Origin of the sequence: Lactobacillus sp. ESL0684 (assembly GCF_029392675.1) — a bacterium.
Taxonomy (GTDB): domain Bacteria; phylum Bacillota; class Bacilli; order Lactobacillales; family Lactobacillaceae; genus Lactobacillus.
This window is the reverse complement of record NZ_CP113941.1, coordinates 612,559-632,216: the sequence shown is the minus strand read 5'-3', so window position 1 is coordinate 632,216 and position 19,658 is coordinate 612,559. Positions and strand designations below refer to the sequence as shown.

The 19,658-nt window shown below is 37.6% G+C and carries 20 protein-coding genes and 1 other annotated feature; of the genes, 1 reads left to right on the top strand and 19 read right to left on the bottom strand.

Annotated features, from left to right (window positions below):
- Position 1 precedes the first annotated feature (1 nt).
- From OZX56_RS03150 to infC, 9 genes are all read right to left on the bottom strand, one after another.
- Positions 2-1,156: a nucleotidyltransferase gene (locus OZX56_RS03150; RefSeq protein ID WP_277140147.1), complete on the bottom strand. Its 1,155-nt coding sequence runs from the start codon at positions 1,154-1,156 to the stop codon at positions 2-4.
- 6 nt (positions 1,157-1,162) lie between these two features.
- Complete coding sequence (gene rsfS / locus OZX56_RS03145) at positions 1,163-1,510, bottom strand: ribosome silencing factor (RefSeq protein ID WP_277140146.1); 348 nt, start codon at positions 1,508-1,510, stop codon at positions 1,163-1,165.
- A gap of 10 nt (positions 1,511-1,520) precedes the next feature.
- On the bottom strand, positions 1,521-2,120 hold the full coding sequence (yqeK, locus tag OZX56_RS03140; protein WP_277140145.1) for a bis(5'-nucleosyl)-tetraphosphatase (symmetrical) YqeK: 600 nt from the start codon (positions 2,118-2,120) through the stop codon (positions 1,521-1,523).
- Positions 2,113-2,757 carry a nicotinate-nucleotide adenylyltransferase gene (locus OZX56_RS03135; RefSeq protein WP_277126695.1) on the bottom strand — a complete coding sequence of 215 codons (645 nt, stop codon included), beginning with the start codon at positions 2,755-2,757 and terminating at the stop codon, positions 2,113-2,115. The genes yqeK and OZX56_RS03135 overlap by 8 nt, the downstream gene beginning before the upstream one ends.
- Before the next feature lie 10 nt (positions 2,758-2,767).
- The gene (yqeH, locus tag OZX56_RS03130; protein ID WP_277140144.1) at positions 2,768-3,877 is read right to left on the bottom strand and encodes a ribosome biogenesis GTPase YqeH; all 1,110 of its coding nucleotides are present in this window, start codon (positions 3,875-3,877) and stop codon (positions 2,768-2,770) included.
- A complete protein-coding gene (locus OZX56_RS03125; protein ID WP_277140143.1) occupies positions 3,870-4,394 on the bottom strand; it encodes a YqeG family HAD IIIA-type phosphatase in 525 nt (174 codons plus the stop codon). The genes yqeH and OZX56_RS03125 overlap by 8 nt, the downstream gene beginning before the upstream one ends.
- Positions 4,395-4,494: 100 nt before the next feature.
- Positions 4,495-4,851 (bottom strand): 50S ribosomal protein L20, encoded by a 357-nt coding sequence (gene rplT / locus OZX56_RS03120; protein ID WP_277126698.1) that lies wholly within the window; start codon positions 4,849-4,851, stop codon positions 4,495-4,497.
- Between the two features lie 43 nt (positions 4,852-4,894).
- Positions 4,895-5,095, bottom strand: coding sequence for a 50S ribosomal protein L35 (rpmI, locus tag OZX56_RS03115; protein WP_277126699.1), 201 nt, complete (start codon positions 5,093-5,095; stop codon positions 4,895-4,897).
- A 20-nt stretch (positions 5,096-5,115) separates the two neighbouring features.
- Positions 5,116-5,628 carry a translation initiation factor IF-3 gene (gene infC, locus OZX56_RS03110; RefSeq protein WP_277126980.1) on the bottom strand — a complete coding sequence of 171 codons (513 nt, stop codon included), beginning with the start codon at positions 5,626-5,628 and terminating at the stop codon, positions 5,116-5,118.
- A 40-nt stretch (positions 5,629-5,668) separates the two neighbouring features.
- Positions 5,669-5,778, bottom strand: a sequence feature (ribosomal protein L20 leader region).
- A 387-nt stretch (positions 5,779-6,165) separates the two neighbouring features.
- Between infC and OZX56_RS03105 the strand changes: the two genes are divergently transcribed.
- Complete coding sequence (locus OZX56_RS03105) at positions 6,166-6,789, top strand: SAP domain-containing protein (protein WP_277140142.1); 624 nt, start codon at positions 6,166-6,168, stop codon at positions 6,787-6,789.
- A 404-nt stretch (positions 6,790-7,193) separates the two neighbouring features.
- On the opposite strand, the gene OZX56_RS03100 is transcribed toward OZX56_RS03105, so the two are convergent.
- The 10 genes from OZX56_RS03100 to ytpR all read right to left on the bottom strand — a co-directional run bounded on the left by OZX56_RS03100 (position 7,194) and on the right by ytpR (position 19,648).
- Positions 7,194-8,006: a transporter substrate-binding domain-containing protein gene (locus OZX56_RS03100; RefSeq protein ID WP_277126702.1), complete on the bottom strand. Its 813-nt coding sequence runs from the start codon at positions 8,004-8,006 to the stop codon at positions 7,194-7,196.
- A gap of 347 nt (positions 8,007-8,353) precedes the next feature.
- Entirely contained in the window at positions 8,354-10,288 is a 1,935-nt protein-coding gene (gene thrS, locus OZX56_RS03095) for a threonine--tRNA ligase (RefSeq protein WP_277140141.1), read from the bottom strand.
- Between the two features lie 278 nt (positions 10,289-10,566).
- Positions 10,567-11,466, bottom strand: coding sequence for a primosomal protein DnaI (gene dnaI / locus OZX56_RS03090; protein ID WP_277140345.1), 900 nt, complete (start codon positions 11,464-11,466; stop codon positions 10,567-10,569).
- Between the two features lie 10 nt (positions 11,467-11,476).
- Positions 11,477-12,829 carry a DnaD domain protein gene (locus OZX56_RS03085; RefSeq protein ID WP_277140140.1) on the bottom strand — a complete coding sequence of 451 codons (1,353 nt, stop codon included), beginning with the start codon at positions 12,827-12,829 and terminating at the stop codon, positions 11,477-11,479.
- 3 nt (positions 12,830-12,832) lie between these two features.
- The gene (gene nrdR / locus OZX56_RS03080) at positions 12,833-13,300 is read right to left on the bottom strand and encodes a transcriptional regulator NrdR (protein WP_277140139.1); all 468 of its coding nucleotides are present in this window, start codon (positions 13,298-13,300) and stop codon (positions 12,833-12,835) included.
- Between the two features lie 4 nt (positions 13,301-13,304).
- The gene (gene coaE / locus OZX56_RS03075; RefSeq protein WP_277140138.1) at positions 13,305-13,904 is read right to left on the bottom strand and encodes a dephospho-CoA kinase; all 600 of its coding nucleotides are present in this window, start codon (positions 13,902-13,904) and stop codon (positions 13,305-13,307) included.
- A complete protein-coding gene (gene mutM, locus OZX56_RS03070; protein ID WP_277140137.1) occupies positions 13,904-14,731 on the bottom strand; it encodes a DNA-formamidopyrimidine glycosylase in 828 nt (275 codons plus the stop codon). Before mutM ends, coaE begins: the two co-directional genes overlap by 1 nt.
- Before the next feature lie 14 nt (positions 14,732-14,745).
- Positions 14,746-17,415 carry a DNA polymerase I gene (polA, locus tag OZX56_RS03065; RefSeq protein WP_277140136.1) on the bottom strand — a complete coding sequence of 890 codons (2,670 nt, stop codon included), beginning with the start codon at positions 17,413-17,415 and terminating at the stop codon, positions 14,746-14,748.
- A 135-nt stretch (positions 17,416-17,550) separates the two neighbouring features.
- On the bottom strand, positions 17,551-18,864 hold the full coding sequence (gene murC / locus OZX56_RS03060; RefSeq protein WP_277140135.1) for a UDP-N-acetylmuramate--L-alanine ligase: 1,314 nt from the start codon (positions 18,862-18,864) through the stop codon (positions 17,551-17,553).
- 136 nt (positions 18,865-19,000) lie between these two features.
- Positions 19,001-19,648: a YtpR family tRNA-binding protein gene (ytpR, locus tag OZX56_RS03055; RefSeq protein WP_277140134.1), complete on the bottom strand. Its 648-nt coding sequence runs from the start codon at positions 19,646-19,648 to the stop codon at positions 19,001-19,003.
- Between the last annotated feature and the right edge of the window lie 10 nt (positions 19,649-19,658).

Genomic DNA, 19,658 nt, shown 5'->3' with positions numbered 1-19,658 from the left:
TTTACCCCTCCAAAGGCCGGTGACCGAAGTCCTGGTCAACCTGCATAATTTGTTCAAACAAACGGTCAACACGCAATTGTAAATTCATTGAACCTTGCTTAGTATTTCTTTGATCAACTTTAGAAACAATATCAGCTGTCGTAGCTTTTCTAATTCGTTTCAAATAACGTTGACCAAGCTTGCTGTAGCCTAGTAATAACAAGGCTTCATGATTGAAACTAGCAATCATATCTGTTTGGCTTACATTTAGCAAGGTGTAAAGACATAATCTACGCAAACGTGAATAAGTATAACGCTTAGACTTGATCAAACGCAAGAACTCAGTAAAATTCTGTGCTCGATGAATTTCATGTTTCATCTTGTATTCTAAGCCTTCACTCATTTGATAAATTTGCTGCAATTCTTCAATCGAAGAAGACTCAAGACGATACTTTAAAAATGGAAATAAGATATTCCAATTAGGAAAAGTAGTTTGCTGCATTAAGTTCTTAATTTCAGCTTTAGGCAGCCAATTAGCTAATTCTTCACTGACTCCCTGATGTAAAATCAAATTCCTAATCGCACTGGCGCTTTGCACTACACCATTGGTTGCCAAGATATCGTCATGCCCAGCACCAATTCGATTAACTGGCTGCAAATCGAGCGGCGCTCCTAAATTATGATTGGCTACAGCATATGCTAATCCTAAAATGGCATTAGGCTCATTGACTTCATGACCAATTTCACGAGCAACCATCTGATTATACTGAGTGGAATATGTTTGACTATAATCACTAAATTCCATATGACTAGGTGGAATTTCAGCTATTTTACTACCTAAATACGCAAAGTTAAGCGTAGCATCTTCAACACCAAAAACTAGGTCATTGACACCTAGCTTTTCTAACTGGGCAATACTACCTAAAGCAAACAGATCAGCTGGCTGAACAGAAGTAGAAAATGGCAACTCTAATACTAAATCAGCACCTGCTGCCAATGCAGCTTGCGCTCTTGCCCACTTATCCATAATCGCCATTTCACCGCGTTGGACATAATTGCCTGACATTAATACAATGATTGGATTGTCGTTACCAGCTACCAGTCGAGCTTGATTCATCAAGAATTCATGCCCACTGTGAAATGGATTATATTCTGCAATGATTCCTACTACAGCCATAACAATTTAGTCTTCCTTTAGGGCTAGTCTTTTACCATCGCCCCACAATTTTTCTACATTGTAAAATTCTCGTGCTTCATTAGTAAAAACATTGACGACTACATCTCCTAAGTCAATTAGTAGCCAATTAGACTCACTTGAACCTTCAATTCGATAATCTGAATAATTTGCCTGATGAGCTTCGTCAATAATGGCATTGGCAATCGCATGTAGCTGGCGATTAGAACTTGCACTAGTCACCACGTAATAATCTGCTAAAATACTGTATCCTTGCATATCGTAAGCCTGAGTATCTTCACCATGACGATCCGAAATTGCTTTTAATGCAAAAGCTAAAACTTCTTTGCTTTCCAAGATTTTCTCCTTAATCTTTTTTGACGCTCCACACATTATATGCCTTAAAAGTGCGGGGATAAATTTTATTTCTATTTTCAATTAAAAAAGTAAGAGTATGGGCTAATTGATAGCCAACTCCGTTATCTAGATTTTGATATGTTACTTCTCGAGCCTGTTCCACGCCAGCAAAATGCCTACCTGGTTCAATATAATCTGCCATAAAAACGATCTTATCTAAAGTCGTCATTTGCACGTCACCTGTGGTGTGGCGCTTCACTGCAGTCAAAATCTCAGGATCCGTAATCTTTAAGTCGCGCTCAATAAAATAAGTTCCTACAATTCCATGCCAGATAGCACGATTCCAATTTAATAAATCTGGATCAAAATTTTGTGTTTTAATCACTGTTTGATATTGCAACACGGGAACTTGCTTAGCATAATCGTGAACTAACCCAGCAACGGCAGCTTTATTTTCATCATAATGATTTAATTTAGCCAATTCCCTTGCCGTTTGACTGACACGCACACAATGATTAAAGCGCTCCTCATCCATATTCCGTTTTACTTGCGACACCAATTGCTCACTCGTTAAGGGTGAATATGTTTGCTTAAAGAATAGCTCACTCATTATACAGCCCCTTTTCTTCGATATATTCACGAACAGACTCAGGTACCAAATATCTGATTGAGCCACCCATAGCAAGAGTCTGTCTAATCATCGTTGAACTAATATCAACTAATGGGACATCAACCCAAATCATCGGCAATTCCGCTTTTTGCGGATAATCATATCCTGGTCGCTTAACACCGACCAAAGTAGCTTTTTGGGCCAACTTAGCAGGTTGTTTCCAATGATCGAATTGACTAACTTGATCACTGCCCATAATTAAATAGTAGTGATTTTCGGGAGATTGCTCACTCAAGTAATTCAAAGTATCAATAGTGTAAGAAACGCCACCGCGAAATAACTCAAACAACTTAACCTGAAACTTAGGATTATCTTTAGTTGCTAATTTAAGCATGTGCGCACGATCTTGAGCTGTCACGCTCGGAACTGCCTTTAAAGGGGGCAAATTAGTAGGTATCAGCCAGACTTCATCTAAATGCAATTTAGTTAGCACTTGCTGAGCTACTAGCAAATGCCCAAGGTGAACCGGATTAAAGGTCCCACCAAAAATTCCAATTTGACGTCCTTTTGCTTGATCAATCTTTTCTTCTTCAACCAAAACTGTTGGTTCATGTGCAATACTTTTTGTATAAGTCATTCTTCCGCCTTTATATTAAAGCATGTCTAAGTCCTAAACCAATTTTACCAGGTGTATAAATTTTAACTAGGCAATCAGTAGGTACTGTGACAAAGCCAATCCCACCAAACAGTAAGTCACTCTTATAAGTCGTATGGATTTCTTGACCTACCAAATCCGGCAACTCTTCTTTAGCAGATGGAGGGCTTAACAGCTCACCCACATGCTTTTGATAAAACTCATCTGCATTAGCCGTTTTGGTACGATGAACATAAAGATTACGTGCTGCATAAACTGTCATACTAATCGGCTCACCCTTTAAGTAATCTAACCGTCCTAATCCCCCTAAAAATAGGGTATTGCCAGGCTTAAGTTGGTAAGTTGCTGGCTTCAGCGACTTTTGGGGAGACACAACTGCTAAATCCTTACCATTTAGGTGTGTGGCTAATTGATTTTCAGTCATAATTCCTGGAGTATCTACTAGCAAATGGCCATTTTCCAGTGGAATTTCAATTCGATCAAGAGTTGTCCCGGGAAAACGTGAAGTAGTAATTAAATCCTTGATATCACCCATTTGATCAATAATAGCATTAAGCAAGGTTGATTTACCAACGTTAGTTGTTCCCACAAAGTAAATATCTTCTGCATGAGATTTTTGATCTAAATAAGCAATTAATTGATCCAAATTTTTCTTTTTGGACGCACTAACCAAAAAGATTTTCTTCGGAAACAAACCAACCCGATTTGCTTCTTGACGCATCCAATCTTTAATGCGACTTTGTCTAGAATTTTGTGGAAACAAGTCAAACTTGTTACCCACTAAAATGAAATCATTATCACCAACAAATCGTTTTAACGATGACAAAAGTGAATTGGTGAAGTCAAATAAATCTACGACATTGACAATTAACGCCTTTTTACTTGCTAACGAATTAAGCAAAGCTAAAAAATCATCGTTATCAATTTTAACCGGCATGATTTCATTATAATGTCGCAAGCGAAAACAACGTTGGCAATAAACATCATTATCCTCATCTTCTACTACCTTTGCCAATCGCGAAGCAGGTAAATACCCCGCTTCATCAGGTTGCTGCGATTGCAGACTCGCTCCACAGCCGATACAAATAATTTCATCATCCATTTTTTAAAGTCTCCTTAAAAGTTACTTGGTGTGTTAAGCCTAAAAAGAAAAAAATAATTTTTTCCAAAAAGCGATTAATTCGCGTATTCCACTTGTCAGTCTGAACCAAAGGTTTCACCAAAACTGATTCCACACCTGCTAAGTTGCCTGCTTGAATATCAGTAATTAATTGGTCGCCAATCATCATTACTTGCTTTTGACTTAAACCCATTGATTGCCGTTTTTTAGTAATCGCAAACGGCAGTGGCTTTTTTGATTTTGCTACAAAATCGATCTGATATGGGTCCAGCACTTTAGCAACTCGTTGAGCATTGTTATTGGAAATCACCACTAATGTAATTCCTGCTTTAGCAAGACGACTATTTAAATGAGACATTTCTTTAGCTGTTTCAAACTTATTCCAAGCTAGCAAGGTATTATCCAAATCTGAAAATACAGCTTTAATCCCTAATTTTTTTAATGTGGCAGTATCTAAATGATAAATTGTATCAATTGTATAGCGCGGCCTAAATATCATTTAACATTCCCTTCATTTACTTATGTCTAATATATCAAAAAATAAAGCTAAAGTGCTAAATTTTGACATAAAAAAATGGCGCCATAAGCGCCATTTTAAATTAATTTAAAGCTTTCTTAGCAGTTTCAGCTAATTGAGCGAAGGTTTCTGAATCGCTATAAGCAATATCAGCTAACATCTTACGGTTAATGTCAACACCAGCTAATTTCAAGCCGTGCATTAACTTAGAATATGAAATATCATTTTGTCTGGCTGCAGCATTGATTCTGGCAATCCATAACTTTCTGAATTCGCTCTTGCGCTTTCTACGGTCACGGAAAGCATATCTGTATGAAGCAAATAACTGAGTACTTGCAGCCTTAAATTGCATGTGCTTTGCGCCACGGTAACCCTTGGCAAGCTTCATAACCTTCTTACGACGTTTACGTGTGACTGTTCCACCTTTAACTCTTGGCATCTAAAATTCCTCCTAAATATCGTTAGTCTTGTTTATTTGATAATTAGCGCATTTGAGAAACCATCTGTTTGATGCGTTTCAAGTCGCTGCGTGAAACTAATGCAGCCTTTCTCAAATGACGACGTTGTTTCTTAGTCTTGCCGTGGAAACGGTGACCAGTAAATGCGTGATGACGTTTTAATTCACCAGTAGCAGTCTTTTTAAAACGCTTAGCAGAAGCGCGGTGGGTTTTCATTTTAGGCATTTTCTATTCCTCCAAATTAATTAATTTTTATTTTTATCACTCTTAGGAGCAAGTATTAAAAACATGGAACGTCCTTCCATCTTCGGTCTACTAATCACAGTAGCAATATCCGAAGTGGCTTCAGCCATCTTTTCTAGTACTTCACGTCCTAATTCTTTATGAGTGATTGCACGACCTCTGAACCGAATCGAAACACGAACTTTGGCTCCTTCTTTAGTCAGAAACTTCTGCGCATGTTTTAACTTGGTGTTAAAATCGTTACCTTCAATGGTTGGACTTAAACGGATTTCTTTGACGCTAACTGTCTTAGACTTTTTGCGTGACTCTTTGAGCTTCTTTTGTTGCTCAAAGCGATACTTGCCGTAGTCCATGATTCTGGCAACTGGTGGCTTAGCATTAGGCGAAATTAGCACTAAATCTAGGTTTGCACTACTTGCTTGCCGCAAGGCTTCAGTCTTAGTTACAACACCAACTTGTTGACCATCTGCATTAATTAAACGAACTTCGCGAGAACGAATCTGGTCGTTTAAAATTAAACTCCTTGGTATAATTCTTCACCTCCGTGATAATTTGAGGACAAGAAAAGAGCGGGTACTTGAACCCGCTCTTAATCAACAGAAAATATCGATTAGCCTAGAGGTCAATTTAACTTAGGCGAGAAGCGGGAGCTTCTTCTTGTTCTCAACTAAGTTAACAGTATACACTCTAAACCCATCATCTGTCAATAACTACTCCATTTTAGCTTGTCAATATTTGCAATTACCAAATTGACTTTTTTCTCCAAGACGCTGCTTTTCGGGCGGTTTATACTAAAGCATAAACGCTACTCCAATTGTATACAAGGTGAAAACAACCTCTGCAGCATATTACAGATGGTAAACATGATTGGCATTACTTCATCACTGTAATATACTAGCCAACTAATTATTATAAATCAAAAACATTACTCTTTAAATGATTTATTATCAATCAGATTTAATAATGATGAATTCAAAAAGTATTTTAAACAATCAACTGTTAAAACGATTTTAATTTAGCTATAATTAAAAAAATGAGAAAGGGAGAGCAAGATGGAAATCCCGCAAAATTTAACCCAATTTAAGACTACTTATTATTATAAAACTGACTTGGTAAAACTCTGCCGCAAATTTTGTTTACCAGCCGTTGGAACTAAAGCAGAATTAAATTCTTATCTGATAGCTTATTTTTCTGGCATACCGGCTAGAGACATTAAGCCTAAACGTAAAAATAAAGCAGTCAAAACACTTAAGGCTGAAGAAATTTCACTGAATACAAAAGTGGTTGGTTCAGGTTTTAAATTTAATAATGAAGCCCGAAAATTTTTTGCAGCTTATTTTGGTCTTTCCAAATTTTCTTTTAAAAAAGAAATGGCGATTGTTAAGCGAAAAGCCGAAAAGGAAAATGATACCGAAATGACGGTAGAAGATTTATTGCAACAAGCGCAAATACTTAGCAAAAATCAGATTGATCAGGTAGCAGAAGAGCTAACTTATCAGTGGAATAATTTTGTGCGCGACTTTTTTCAAGATAAGGATACAAGTAACTTTCATGAGCCATTGAAAGTTGCGGCATTATTGTGGCGTCATGTACGATCAGCGACAGATGAGAAAGTTTATTGTCATGAACTGCTTACTAAGTATGCACAAGAAATAAGTTCTTATCGGGCAAATTAATAATTATTCAATTAAAACCAGCCGTACTACTATTTAAAAGTTATCATTATCACAAATATCTTTAACCAAAGCAAAAATAATTCTGTAATTGATTTTACAGAATTATTTTTTATTTTAAATTAAACCAATCAAATTGTTAACATGTAAACTTAGGTCTTGTGGTTCAGGATTTCTTTACCCTCAATCATAGTACAATCGCGTCTTCTGCTCAAGATATTTCCCCTCAGTGACCATTTTATCTATATTAGAAGAGCTTATAACAAAATAATAACCGGATAAATTGATTTTTTTCATATCTGTCCTCCTCTCTTACTATTGTGTATATTTTAATGGAATAAAAAATAAAGTGCTCCTAAATTTAGCATCTAGAAGCACTCCATATTCTCATATTTTATTTCTTAAATTTACTTATATAACTGCCGATAATTAAATCCAGGGACTTGACTAAACCATTTCTTGACTAGCTGATTATACTTGCCACTGTGCTGAAGATGAGCAATCGCCTGATTGATAGCCTTCTCAAGTCCGGCCTGGTGTTTATTAACAGCAATACCATAGGGTTCCTTAGTAAAAGTGCCACCACATACTTTTAGCACAGGATTTTCAGCTGCTAATCCAAACAAAACGCCATTGTCGCTAGTTAAGGCATCCCCCTGATGCGATTTTAAGGCCGATACTGCTTGACCATAGTCCTGCATAGCAATGACTTTCGCCTTAGGAGCATACTTCTTAACTGCCTGAACAGAATTATCACCTAGAATACCAATCACAGTTTTACCATTTAGATCTTTAACACTTTTAATATCAGAATCTTTAGGAACTAGCAACGTTTTTCCCGCATTAAAGTAAACATTAGAAAAATTAATTACTTTTTGCCGCTCAGGAGTAATCGTCATTGTAGCAATCACCGCATCAACATTGCCATTTTTTAGTAGTGGTACTCGCGATTGCGAAGTAGCCAAAACAAATCGACTCTGTCCTTTAGGTCCTAAAATTTCCTTAGTAATTGCTTTAGCTAAGTCGATCTCAAAACCTTTTACCTGATCATCATGCACGTCAATTAGGCTGAATAGCTTTTTATCGCCCTCAACTCCCCAAGTTAACGTATTTGAATTGCGAACATTTTTTATGGTTGTCTGATCAGCAACTTTTTTACTACAGCCAGATAATAAGAAAACCGTGAAAATAATTGGTATAAGCCATATTTTTTTCTTCATGATATTTCTCCTTAATAAGCAATAATCTTGCTTAAAAACTGCTGCGAGCTGCGTTTTAGGTTGCATAAAGAAGCTGCTACTATCGTCAGCTTCGACAAAAGATTAACATTATACAAAACTTGGAATTTTTTATAAAATTTCTGCACATTGTGGAATTCGATCATCGACATAAATTTCTCCTTAATAAATATTAATTCTAAATTTAAGTATCAAATTGAACACTCAGCTAGCTAAAATCCAATACTATATCCCGTCTACACTACTTTTGCAACTCAGGCTTACAATACTAAAAGATTTTTTAAATTTAAAAGTGCCGAAATTATTAATACATTTATTGGTTTTAATTTCTAGTTGTTTTTACGTGAATATGACTTAACATCTTGGTCGATTTCAGTAATAAATTCAGTTAAGCTCTTGGAAATTTCTTCTTCTGTACCATAACGGCGAACATTAACGCCGTTTGCTTGCATTTCCTTATCACCCAGAACTAAAGTGTACGGGACTTTTTGTGTTTGAGCTTCACGAATCTTGTAACCTAACTTTTCATTTCTAAAATTAACTTCTGCTCTAAAGCCGCGACTATTTAGCTCATCGCGAATGCTCTTAGCGTAATCACCATGAGCATCTAGGTTAACCGGAATAATCTCCACTTGTACTGGAGCTAGCCAAGTTGGGAAAGCACCCTTGTACATTTCAATTAGATAAGCAATGAATCTCTCCATTGTCCCTACAATTCCGCGGTGAATCATCACTGGACGATGGTCTTCACCATCTTGACCAACATAAGTTAAGTCGAATTGCTCTGGCAACATAAAATCTAGTTGAATTGTTGACATAGTTTCATCACTACCTAGGGCAGTCTTAGTTTGAATATCAAGTTTAGGACCATAAAAGGCAGCTTCACCCTCTGCTTCAACATAATCAAGACCCATGTCATCCATAGCGCCTTTAAGCATTGATTGACTACGTTCCCACATTTCATCATTAGCAAAGTATTTTTCAGTATTCTTAGGATCACGATAAGACAGTCTGAAATAGTAATCTGTAATATCAAAGTCCTTGTAAACATCCATGATTAATTGCAAGGTTCTGGCAAATTCGTCTTTAACTTGATCTAAGGTTACAAAAGTATGACCATCATTCAAAGTCATTTCTCTTACTCGTTGCAATCCAGATAAAGCACCAGACTTCTCATACCTGTGCATCATTCCTAGTTCTGCAATCCGGATTGGCAATTCACGGTAAGAACGAATATGATGCTTATAAATTTGAATATGAGATGGACAATTCATCGGTCTAATTTCCAACATTTCGCCATCGCCCATATCCATTGGCGGAAACATATCATCACGATAGTGTTGCCAGTGACCTGAAGTTTTATAGGCATCAAGATTCATTAAAACTGGAGTATACACATGTTGATACCCGCGAGCTACCTCTTTATCGGTAATATAACGTTCAATTACGCGGCGAATAGTGGCACCTTTGGGTAACCAGTATGGCAAGCCTGCACCAACCTTAGGATCAACGAAGAATAAATCAAGATCACGACCAATCTTACGGTGATCACGTTCTTTAATCTCCTCACGCCGCTTCAAATCAGCATCGAGATCAGCCTTTTTAAAGAAGGCTGTCCCTGAAATTCTTTGCAGCATTGGATTAGCTGACTGTCCTTGCCAATATGCACCGGCAACAGACAACAACTTGAATTGCTTAATTTTACCAGTATTAGGCAATAATGCAGCAAAACCAAAGTCAACAAAGTCACCTAACTGATAAGCAGTAACTAAATCTGATTCGGCTTTTAGCAATTCAAGCTTATAAGGATCGCCTTCAAACATATCTGCAAGTTCGCTCTTTGGCAACTGTACCCGTTCAATCTTGGCACCACTTTTAATTACCTTTTGAATTTCCTTTTCAAACTTTGGCAATTCACTAATCTTAATTTGTTCTTCCTTGTCAGTATCAACAAAGAAGCCATCTTCATCTGCAGCATGTTCACCGAAATGTAATTCTGGATAAGCCTTTTTGGCAACCGCTTCTAAAACAAAAGCAACGGTTGCTCGTAAAACTGTTAAGCCTTCATCATCCTTATCAGTAATAATTGCAACTTCAGCATCAGCGTTAAGTTCGTAATCAACTGGTTGCAATTGACCGTCAACTTTACCAGCAAGCGCCGCCTTACCAAGTGAAGTTGAAATGCCATGCGCCAAATCACTAATTGTTAGTGCCTCATCAAAGTCACGTTTTGAACCATCTGGTAATGTAATTACAAAACTCATATTTTTCCTCCATAAATAAAAAAGTCCCAGTGCAATTAAGCACTGGGACGTCTAGTAGCGTGGTTCCACCCAAAATTAGATTATCTTAATAATCATCTCATTAAGGATCGATAATGGAATCCAGCCAAAGTTTATTATCTTTTAGGATGGATGAGTGGGGTGTTACTTACTTGAAAGACTTCCAGAAAAACGTCTTTTCTCTCTGAATCAAGCAACATCATGTTCATTCATTGTCATTCATTATACCGAATAATTAACAAATTGCAAGAATTTTTTAATTAACGCCTACGGTTTTTGCCCGAAACTACCACTTCAGTTGCTAGTGTGCGTACCCGTTCCATCAAGCGTGCTGCCTTTACTGGATCGATGGCATTCTTAGTTTCCTTAAAATGCTCTTCTAAATCATCCATTGCCATGTTGGATGAAAAAAAGGTGGGTAAAACATTATCCATTCTTGCTTGTAAGATTACACCTAATACGTCATCGCGTGACCATTGGCTCAGAGTTTCAGCCCCAATATCATCTAAAATTAATAAATCACATTGAGCTACCCGATCGATTTCCGACTGCAAACTATTATCCTCAAAATGACTAGATAAACTAGCAATAAATGCTGGCAAATGCAGGAAAACCACTTGTTGGTCCATTGCTGCTACCTGATTAGCCAGTCCAGCTAGAATATAGGTTTTACCAACACCAAAATCGCCTGACAAATATAATCCTTTTTGATGAATATCTTGTGCATATTTTGCTAAAAATTGCTGAATTAATGCCATAACTTGCGACCGACCCTGAGTCATTTCCGCCTGACTCAAACGTACATCATGCAAAGCCTGCGGCAACTTAATTAATTGCAAATGCTTCTTAGTGTTAGCTACGCGGTCACGTGCTAGCTTACTAGCCTCTGGAACATAACGTAAGTCAATAGCCTGATTATTAATGAACAATTCAGGGCGATAGCCATTAGTAACCGGATCCTTGCGTTGCTTACTAGTATAGTATTCATATAGACTAGGCAAACTCTTATTAATCATTTCAGCAGTAATCTTAGTCTGATTTTCTTGCAAGAATTGTTTAATATCTGGATCTGCTAAAACTTGTTGATAAATTTCTGTCAAATTATACTTTTTAACCAATTCTGGATCTAATTTACTAATCAAATTGCTAATCGCTTGCATCATCTTGCACCTACTTCATACCGTTCTTATCTTCAAGATTTTTAAAGAAATCCTTCAAATCTTTAGAAGAAATATCTTGATTAACTGCCGCTTGCTTTTTACTCCAGTCAGTTCCCTTTTCAACACGCTTATTGGCACCATAACGTGAACGCGGCTGCCTTTGTGCTTTTTTCTTTGCCCGATTAGCCAGATACTCCAGTGCCTGTGCTCCGGTTTTTACACCATGCTGGAGCCAATCATGTAAAATCGTATTAGCAAGCCGATAAGAAACCGTTGAACTTTCTTGTAAGCAGGCATAGGCCAAAATATTAAGTAACTCTGTTTGCACATTTTGCTTGTTGTATAAATTATCAAGCACCTTATATTCACTAGCATCAACATAGTCATGCTTAGCAGTCTTTAACTGATACAGAAATTGTGCAGGTGCCTTTTCTTTTGCCATGGTTAAAATTTGCTGCTCACGTGAATTAAACTTTTGCTTTACTTGGTCAGAAACATCTTGATTTTCAGACTTAAGGCGAGCCTTAGTATCAACACTATGAATATTTTCAGCAATCGTTTGCTTAATTAGTGGCATATTCAACTGATAGCTACCGTGCAAACAAGATAATGTTTCATCAACAAATTCTTGCTCTGACAAGCCATACGTCCGCATCAGTCCAGCAATATCCGCTTGATGTTGATCAATCTCACTAGGCGCAATTTGGTATATTTCAAATTGCTGTTTCATGAATTCCCAATCAATGTGTTCTGCTTGGTTAATCTGGGCTTTAGTTGGCCGCTTGACTTGATTTTCTTGTGCGGCTTGTTGAACATCTTCAGACGGACTGATGGCCTCTTGACTAGGTAAATGAAAAACTTCCATGAATGAAGCAGAAACATCTTGCGCGGTTTGTAAGCCATTAAGTTGATTTTCATCCTGTTGACTTTCCCTAGCAAAACTGTGACTCAGGTCATGAAAAGCAGCTTCACCCACCTTTTCTTTTAACAGGCTAGCCAATAAGGCAGTCGCAAAAAACTCACTGCTGCTGGGTACTACATTTAAACTAAATACCAAAACTTGACCCATGATTTCATTGTCGAGCACCCTTGTTTGCAGTAATCCTACGCCTTCAAGCTTGTGAATTGCGGCAAACAGATCTTGCAAACTACAATCTAATTGTTCTTGCAAGCTATACAAACCTTGGGCATCAGAAATCATTGCAGTTTCGCGATAATCTTCATTTAAAGTTAAATAAAGTGAACTGCCAAGTCCCCCAAGTAGCGGCTGATATAGTTTCAGCAAGATTCTCAAGTCACGTGGAAAAATTGGTACTCGATTATTAATTAGAAACGGCTGCTTTGGATTAGCACTTTCAAACATCAACTAATCTTTCTGCTCACGTTTAGCAATCATATCTTCCATCGTCTTCATAAAGCTAGACATGTCTTTGAATTCACGATAAATGGAAGCAAAACGAATATAAGCTACATCGTCAATCTTGGCCAATTCATCCATGACCTGCTGGCCAATCTTTTTAGAAGAAATCTCACTGCCGCCTTGCTGACGAATTTTGTTTTCTACATGATTAACTAACTCTTCGAATTGACCACTAGTAATTGGGCGTTTTTGACCTGCTGCCATTACTCCATGTAAAATTTTCTTCCGGTTAAATGGTTCACGAGTACCGTCATTTTTAATTACCAACAATGGGGTTGTTTCAACTCGCTCAAACGTGGTAAAACGAAATCCGCAGTTCTCGCATTCGCGACGGCGTCTAATCGCGCGGTTCTCATCACTTGGACGTGAGTCAATCACCCGCGAAGCATTCTGACGACAATGAGGACATTCCATATAATCAACCTTCTTCTAACTTAAACATTAATTGAGCTAACTTCGCATTCAATTCTGCTACAGTACCGGTATTTTCAATTACATAATCAGCTAATTGGACTTTTTGTGCTAGCGGCATCTGGCTGTTAATCCTAGCTAAAGCCGCCGATCTAGTCAATTGATCCCGCTGCATCAATCTTTCAAGCTGCAAACTTTCGGGCAAAGCAATCAATAAGGTTTGATCACAATAACTTTGACCATTAGCCTCAAACAGCAATGGTACATCAACAACTATTAACGGTACATTTGCTTGCTTATGATGCGTAATTTTAGCCGCAATTGTCTGAAAAATCAAGGGATGAGTTAGTTTGTTTAACTTTGCTAACTGCTGTTTATCATTAAAAACTAGCTGACCTAATTTACGTCGATTAATCGTTTGATCAGCATTTAAGTATTCCGGGCCAAACTGTGCACCAACTCTTTGATAGCCTTCTTGACCAATATTCAAAATATCATGACTAATTCGATCACTGTCAATAACTGGCACACCTTTAGCTTGAAAGAAAGCATCAGCAGTACTTTTGCCACTGGCAATACCGCCTGTTAATCCTAAGACGACTGTCATTAGTATGTCACCTGACACTTTGGACAAAAAGTAGTCCCGCGACCATTGACTTTAATCTTTTCTAGTTTAGTCCCACAGCGCTGACAAGGCTCGCCTCGGTGACCATAAACTTTCAGCATCGCTTGAAAAGCACCCGTTTGTCCATTCGCATCAAGATATGTATGAACCGTAGTGCCGTGTTGTTCAATTGCCAATGCAATCAAAGAATTGATATTGTCATGAAGTTGGGCAACTTTTTCTTGTGGAAGATTATTAGCAAGACTTAAGGGATGAATTTTTGTTTGCCAAAGAACTTCATCAACGTAAATATTTCCTAATCCAGCAACAATCGACTGATCAAGCAAGGTACTCTTAATATTCTTGTGTTTATGACTTAGTCGCTCTTGCAAATAAGCCGTGGTAAATTCTGCAGAATTAGGTTCAACACCTAACTTGCTGATACCAGTAACTACTTTTTCAGTGCCTGTTTCGACCAATTGCATGCGGCCAAACTTGCGAACATCGTTATAACGTAAATCTGTACCATCAGTAAAGGCAAATTGCACATGATCATGTTTATCTTTAACAGTATCAATTGCAACTAAACGATATTTACCTTCCATGCGCAAATGTGAGACAATCGTTAAATTTCCGCTTAACCGAATCAGTAAAAATTTGGCATAACGATCAATTGTCATAATCTTTTGGCCAGTTACTCGCTTAACAAAATCTGCCGCGTCTCCTGTAATGATTTTAGGATACCACAAAGTCACTTCCGCAATAGTTTTACCCTTAATTAATGGTAAAAGTGTGCGGCGAACTGTTTCTACTTCAGGCATTTCAGGCATTAGACGTCACTTCCTTACTTAGCATCATACCAATTATGTCCCCACCCAGAATCTGCTACGAGCGGTATATCAAGTTTTACTGCAGACTGCATAACTTCTGGAACCAGCTTTTTAATAGTTTCCAGTTCCTCTTTAGGCACATCAAAAATTAATTCGTCATGGACTTGAACTACCATTTTGGTCTTAAGTCCTAATTCAGTCAATTTTGCTTGCATATTCATCATAGCAATCTTAATAATATCAGCTGCAGAACCCTGAATTGGCGAATTAATCGCTGTTCGTTCAGCAAATGAACGCACATTGAAATTCTTAGCATGAATATCTGGTAAATAGCGACGACGATGCATGATTGTTTCTGCATAGCCTTTTTCACGGGCAACTTTCACTGCTTCATCCATATAATTCTTAATTTGCGGATATTGTTCAAAGTAATTATCGATAAATTCTTTGGCCTGCTTACGACTAATATTTAAGTTTTTCGACAAGCCATAATCAGATATCCCATAAACAATCCCAAAATTGACCGCTTTTGCCCGGCGACGCATGAGCGGGGTGACTTCGTCTGGCGATTCCAAATGAAAAATTTTCATAGCAGTATGTGAGTGAATATCATACCCCGTTTTAAAGGCTTCTTGCATATGTTCATCCCCAGAAACTTGGGCTAAAACTCGCAACTCAATCTGGGAATAATCACAAGAAAAGATATAACCATCTGGTTCACTTGGAACAAAGGCCTTTCTAATCTGCTTACCCTCTTCAGTACGAGTTGGGATATTTTGCAAATTCGGATCGACTGAAGACAGCCGCCCAGTAGCAGTCAAAGTTTGCAAATAACGTGTATGAACTCTGCCATCTTTTTGAATGACATCAAGCAACCCTTTAACATACGTTGACTGAATCTTAGCTAATTGGCGATAAGACAAGATTTCAGGAATAATTGGACTCTGATCTTGTAATTGATTTAGCACATCAACAGAAGTAGAATAGCCCGTTTTAGTCTTTTTGACCGGTGGTAATCCTAGCTTTTCAAATAAGATATGACCTAGCTGTTTAGGAGAATTAATATTAAATTCCTCACCTGCATGCTCATAAATCTTGTGTTCCAAGTCTGTTAATTCTGCTGCAAATTCATCTTGTAATTTGGTCAAAGTAGTAGCTTCTACCTTGATGCCATTCATTTCCATAATTGCCAAAACCCGCGCAACAGGAAGTTCAATGTTAGCAAATAAATCGTCTTGCTCATGGTCTTGCAATTTATCTAGTAGCTGGTTTTTCAAATTAGCGATTGCCTGCGGTTTGCTGGCTAAGTGACTATACAGAACCTGCTCATCTTCAGGAATCCGTGTCTTTTGACCCTTGCCATAAACATCATAATCACTCTTAACTGTATAATCTCCGTATAATCGGCAAACCTCACCGAGATCGTCAGAATTGTTTTCATTATTAATTAAATAAGACGCCAATAGCATATCGTAGTCAATTCCGGCAATTTTGATACCCAAACGGCTTAAGCCAACCATTGTGCGCTTGAGATCAAACACATCTTTTTTAACTGTTTCATCTTCAAGTAGCTGTTTCAATTCAGCCGATTTAAGCAGGTCTAAATTAGCACTAACATAGGTTTGCTGACCAGCTTCAATTGCAAAACCAATTATGTCGGCCAAATGATAATTGGCTCCAAGCATCCCTAAATAAAAGCTAATTCTAGTTCCAGCTTGATCAACTAACTTTGATAATTTTGACTCGGTTAACTCAGTATATTCAATCTTAACATCAGCAGCTTGATATTCCGGTGTGACTTCATCGCTACTATCTAATTGTTCTAAGAACTTCCGAAAATTCATTTTTTCATAGAACTTCCGCAGTTGTTCTTGATCTACTTCTTTACGTTTCACATCGGCTAACCCAATAGTTACTGGACTATTACGATCAATTGTCGCCAACTTTTTAGCTAAAAAGGCCTTGTCCTTGTCGTTAATCAAATTCTCTTTAAGCTTTGATTTTTTCATATCAGCAACATGATCATATAGCTTTTCCACTGAGCCGTATTCCTGAATCAAACGTGAAGCAGTCTTGGGTCCAACCTTGGTTACCCCGGGATAATTATCTGAGTTATCCCCCATCAAGGCTTTCATATCAATAAACTCGGTTGGTGTAACTCCATTGACTTCTTTCATATGTGCAGGGGTATACGCTTCTAAATCCGAAACCCCCGACTTAGTTACCATAACTGTTGTTTTATCTGATGCTAATTGCGTCAGATCTTTATCGCCTGTCACAACTGTAACTGTAAACTTTTGTTCTTCACCTAGTCTGGCAAAAGTACCAATAATATCGTCGGCTTCATAATCAGCTAGTTCATAAGTAGAAATTCCTAAATCATGCAATAATTCCTGCACGTATGGCAGTTGTTCCAATAATTCAGGCGGAGTTTTTTGACGTCCACCTTTATAGTCATCATACATTTTATTTCTAAAAGTGGTTTTACTCTTATCAAAAGCAACCAAGGCATAGTCTGGCTCAATATCTTTAAGCAAAACGTCAAGCATATTCTTAAAAGTATAAATGGCATTGGTATGTAAACCCTCAGAGTTTTTAAAATTTTCTAGTTGCCGATACAATGCGTAAAAGCCGCGAAAGGCAATTGAATTACCATCTATTAAAAGTAATTTTTTATCAGCCATTATTTCTCCTTATTAATTAATCTGGGTAATCAGTCCTGTTACCATTTTAGCAGCTTTTGGTAAAAGCAAGCCATATGAGAGTACCAGGATAAAAAAACTAGTCGCCCAAGCAACTAGTTTTTACTCAAATTTGAATTATTGTAGTAACTTTTCAAAAGCAGTTTCATATTTAGAAATATCGCCTGCACCCATAAAGATAATGACACTATCACGATTTTGCGTTAAATCTGCAATATTGTCTAAATCAATCACCTCTGAATTGGGAATTTGTGCTGTCAAATCTTCACTGCTAATATCACCGGTCTGCTCTCTTGCTGATGCATAAATTGGTGTTAAATATGCTTTATCGACGCCGCGCAAAATATTAACAAAGTCGTCAGCATATTTTTTAGTTCGTGAAAAAGTATGCGGTTGAAAAACTACAACTAGTCGTTTGCCAGGAAATTTCTGCCGTGCGGCCTGAATAGTTGCTCGCATTTCTGTTGGATGATGCGCATAATCATCAATAATATTAAGATTACCGTAATCCACTTCAGCAAATCGGCGCTTGGCTCCTTGATAAGATGATAATCCTTGCTGAATAACAGCTTGTGGCACCTTTTCAGTATAAGCTACGGCAATTACAGCTAAAGTATTCAAGATATTATGATCACCAAACAAGTGCACAGTGTATCTACCAATATTTTGCCCATGTGCTAAAGCAGTAAAAGTCGATCCAGTAGTAGAGCGATTAATTTCAACTGCTTGGAAATCATCATTTTCATCAAATCCATAGGTATATTTAGGAATATCAGTTTGCAATTGCTGCAAATGTTGATTGCCTCCCCAAACAAATAAGGCCTTCTTAGTCTGCTTTGCGGCTGTTTGAAAGGCAGCAGTATAATCAGCTTGATCCTTAAAATAATCGGGATGATCAAAATCAATATTAGTCATAATCTGATAGTCTGGATGGTAGGCCAAAAAATGACGACGATATTCATCAGCCTCATAGACAAAGAATTTAGAATCAGCAACGCCCTGGCCTTCACCATCACCAATCAAATAAGAAGTTGGCACAGCCGCACCTAACACATGGGCCAAAAGTCCAGTTGTTGAGGTCTTACCATGAGTACCAGCTACTCCAATACTAGTATGCATCTTGACAACTTCTTCAACCGTATCAGGATAACTTTGCCAAGCAACGTTGTTAGCTGTACATGCCGCTACCTCAACGTTATCTGCTTTAAAAGCATTACCTTTGACCACTACTTGACCAGTCTGCTTAATATTATCCGAAGCAAAATCAACTACTTTGATCCCAGCTTTTGCTAATGGTTCCTGCGTAAAAGTATACTTGGCAATATCGCTACCAGCTACCTGATAACCTAGATCATGCAACAGCAATGCTAATGCAGCCATACCAGTACCTTTAATTCCGATAAACCAAATTTGTTTGTCTTTATCTAACATCTTACAATTGCTCCAAAATATTATTTTATAATCAAGAAACATTTTACCATTATTACCATTAAAAAGCAGTCTGAGCAAAAAGGTAATAAAACTTTTTTAACAAAAAAAGAACTTCATCAAGAAGTTCTAGGCTATTTTAAAGTTGAATTTTACCATTAGCCAAAAGTTCGTCACACTTTTGTGCTTCAAAAGCAGCACCTACTGTAAAATCATCTGGCACTACCATAATACCGCGCTTTTGTTCTGCATGTGGCAAACCTAATTCACGCGCCGCACAAATCATGCCAAATGAATCAACACCGCGCAAGGCACCTGGCCAAATTTGCTGGCCATTTGGCATTAGCGTCCCTGGCAATGCGACAACAATCTTTTGACCTTGAGCAATGTTAGGAGCTCCACAAACAATTTGGACTTCACGATCATTACCAACTTCAACGGTTGTGACGTGCAAATGATCAGAATCTGGATGAGGATCACAGGTTTTAACATAACCATAAACCAACGTTGGCTCACCATACCCTAATTGAGTGTCAAAGCCCACCTGTGACAATTTTTCATTAAGTTTAGTTAGCTCTTCATCAGTTAGCTCAACTTGACCGTCTGGCAATTTATCATAATCAATTAGCTGGTCAACATTGAAAAAGTTATAGCCAGTAACATTACCCTGTTCATCCGTAACTTGAGTAATGTCATTTTTTTCAATATAGCTACTCTTACCTTGATCCTGAGCCAAAATCACAATTAGAGTATTGGGATAACTACGTTTGTTTATACTAGTAATCATTTAAAAATTA

Bases quoted from the DNA above. Each gene is read 5' to 3' on its own strand.
- yqeH (WP_277140144.1), bottom strand. From the start codon at position 3,877: ATGGATGATGAAATTATTTGTATCGGCTGTGGAGCGAGTCTGCAATCG.
- rpmI (WP_277126699.1), bottom strand. From the start codon at position 5,095: ATGCCTAAAATGAAAACCCACCGCGCTTCTGCTAAGCGTTTTAAAAAG.
- OZX56_RS03125 (WP_277140143.1), bottom strand. From the start codon at position 4,394: ATGATATTTAGGCCGCGCTATACAATTGATACAATTTATCATTTAGAT.
- murC (WP_277140135.1), bottom strand. From the start codon at position 18,864: ATGTTAGATAAAGACAAACAAATTTGGTTTATCGGAATTAAAGGTACT.
- ytpR (WP_277140134.1), bottom strand. From the start codon at position 19,648: ATGATTACTAGTATAAACAAACGTAGTTATCCCAATACTCTAATTGTG.
- OZX56_RS03100 (WP_277126702.1), bottom strand. From the start codon at position 8,006: ATGAAGAAAAAAATATGGCTTATACCAATTATTTTCACGGTTTTCTTA.
- OZX56_RS03135 (WP_277126695.1), bottom strand. From the start codon at position 2,757: ATGACTTATACAAAAAGTATTGCACATGAACCAACAGTTTTGGTTGAA.
- OZX56_RS03085 (WP_277140140.1), bottom strand. From the start codon at position 12,829: ATGTTTGAAAGTGCTAATCCAAAGCAGCCGTTTCTAATTAATAATCGA.
- yqeK (WP_277140145.1), bottom strand. From the start codon at position 2,120: ATGAGTGAGCTATTCTTTAAGCAAACATATTCACCCTTAACGAGTGAG.
- mutM (WP_277140137.1), bottom strand. From the start codon at position 14,731: ATGCCTGAAATGCCTGAAGTAGAAACAGTTCGCCGCACACTTTTACCA.
- nrdR (WP_277140139.1), bottom strand. From the start codon at position 13,300: ATGGAATGTCCTCATTGTCGTCAGAATGCTTCGCGGGTGATTGACTCA.
- OZX56_RS03105 (WP_277140142.1), top strand. From the start codon at position 6,166: ATGGAAATCCCGCAAAATTTAACCCAATTTAAGACTACTTATTATTAT.
- polA (WP_277140136.1), bottom strand. From the start codon at position 17,415: ATGGCTGATAAAAAATTACTTTTAATAGATGGTAATTCAATTGCCTTT.
- rplT (WP_277126698.1), bottom strand. From the start codon at position 4,851: ATGCCAAGAGTTAAAGGTGGAACAGTCACACGTAAACGTCGTAAGAAG.
- OZX56_RS03150 (WP_277140147.1), bottom strand. From the start codon at position 1,156: ATGGCTGTAGTAGGAATCATTGCAGAATATAATCCATTTCACAGTGGG.
- dnaI (WP_277140345.1), bottom strand. From the start codon at position 11,466: ATGCAAGCGATTAGCAATTTGATTAGTAAATTAGATCCAGAATTGGTT.
- coaE (WP_277140138.1), bottom strand. From the start codon at position 13,904: ATGACAGTCGTCTTAGGATTAACAGGCGGTATTGCCAGTGGCAAAAGT.
- thrS (WP_277140141.1), bottom strand. From the start codon at position 10,288: ATGAGTTTTGTAATTACATTACCAGATGGTTCAAAACGTGACTTTGAT.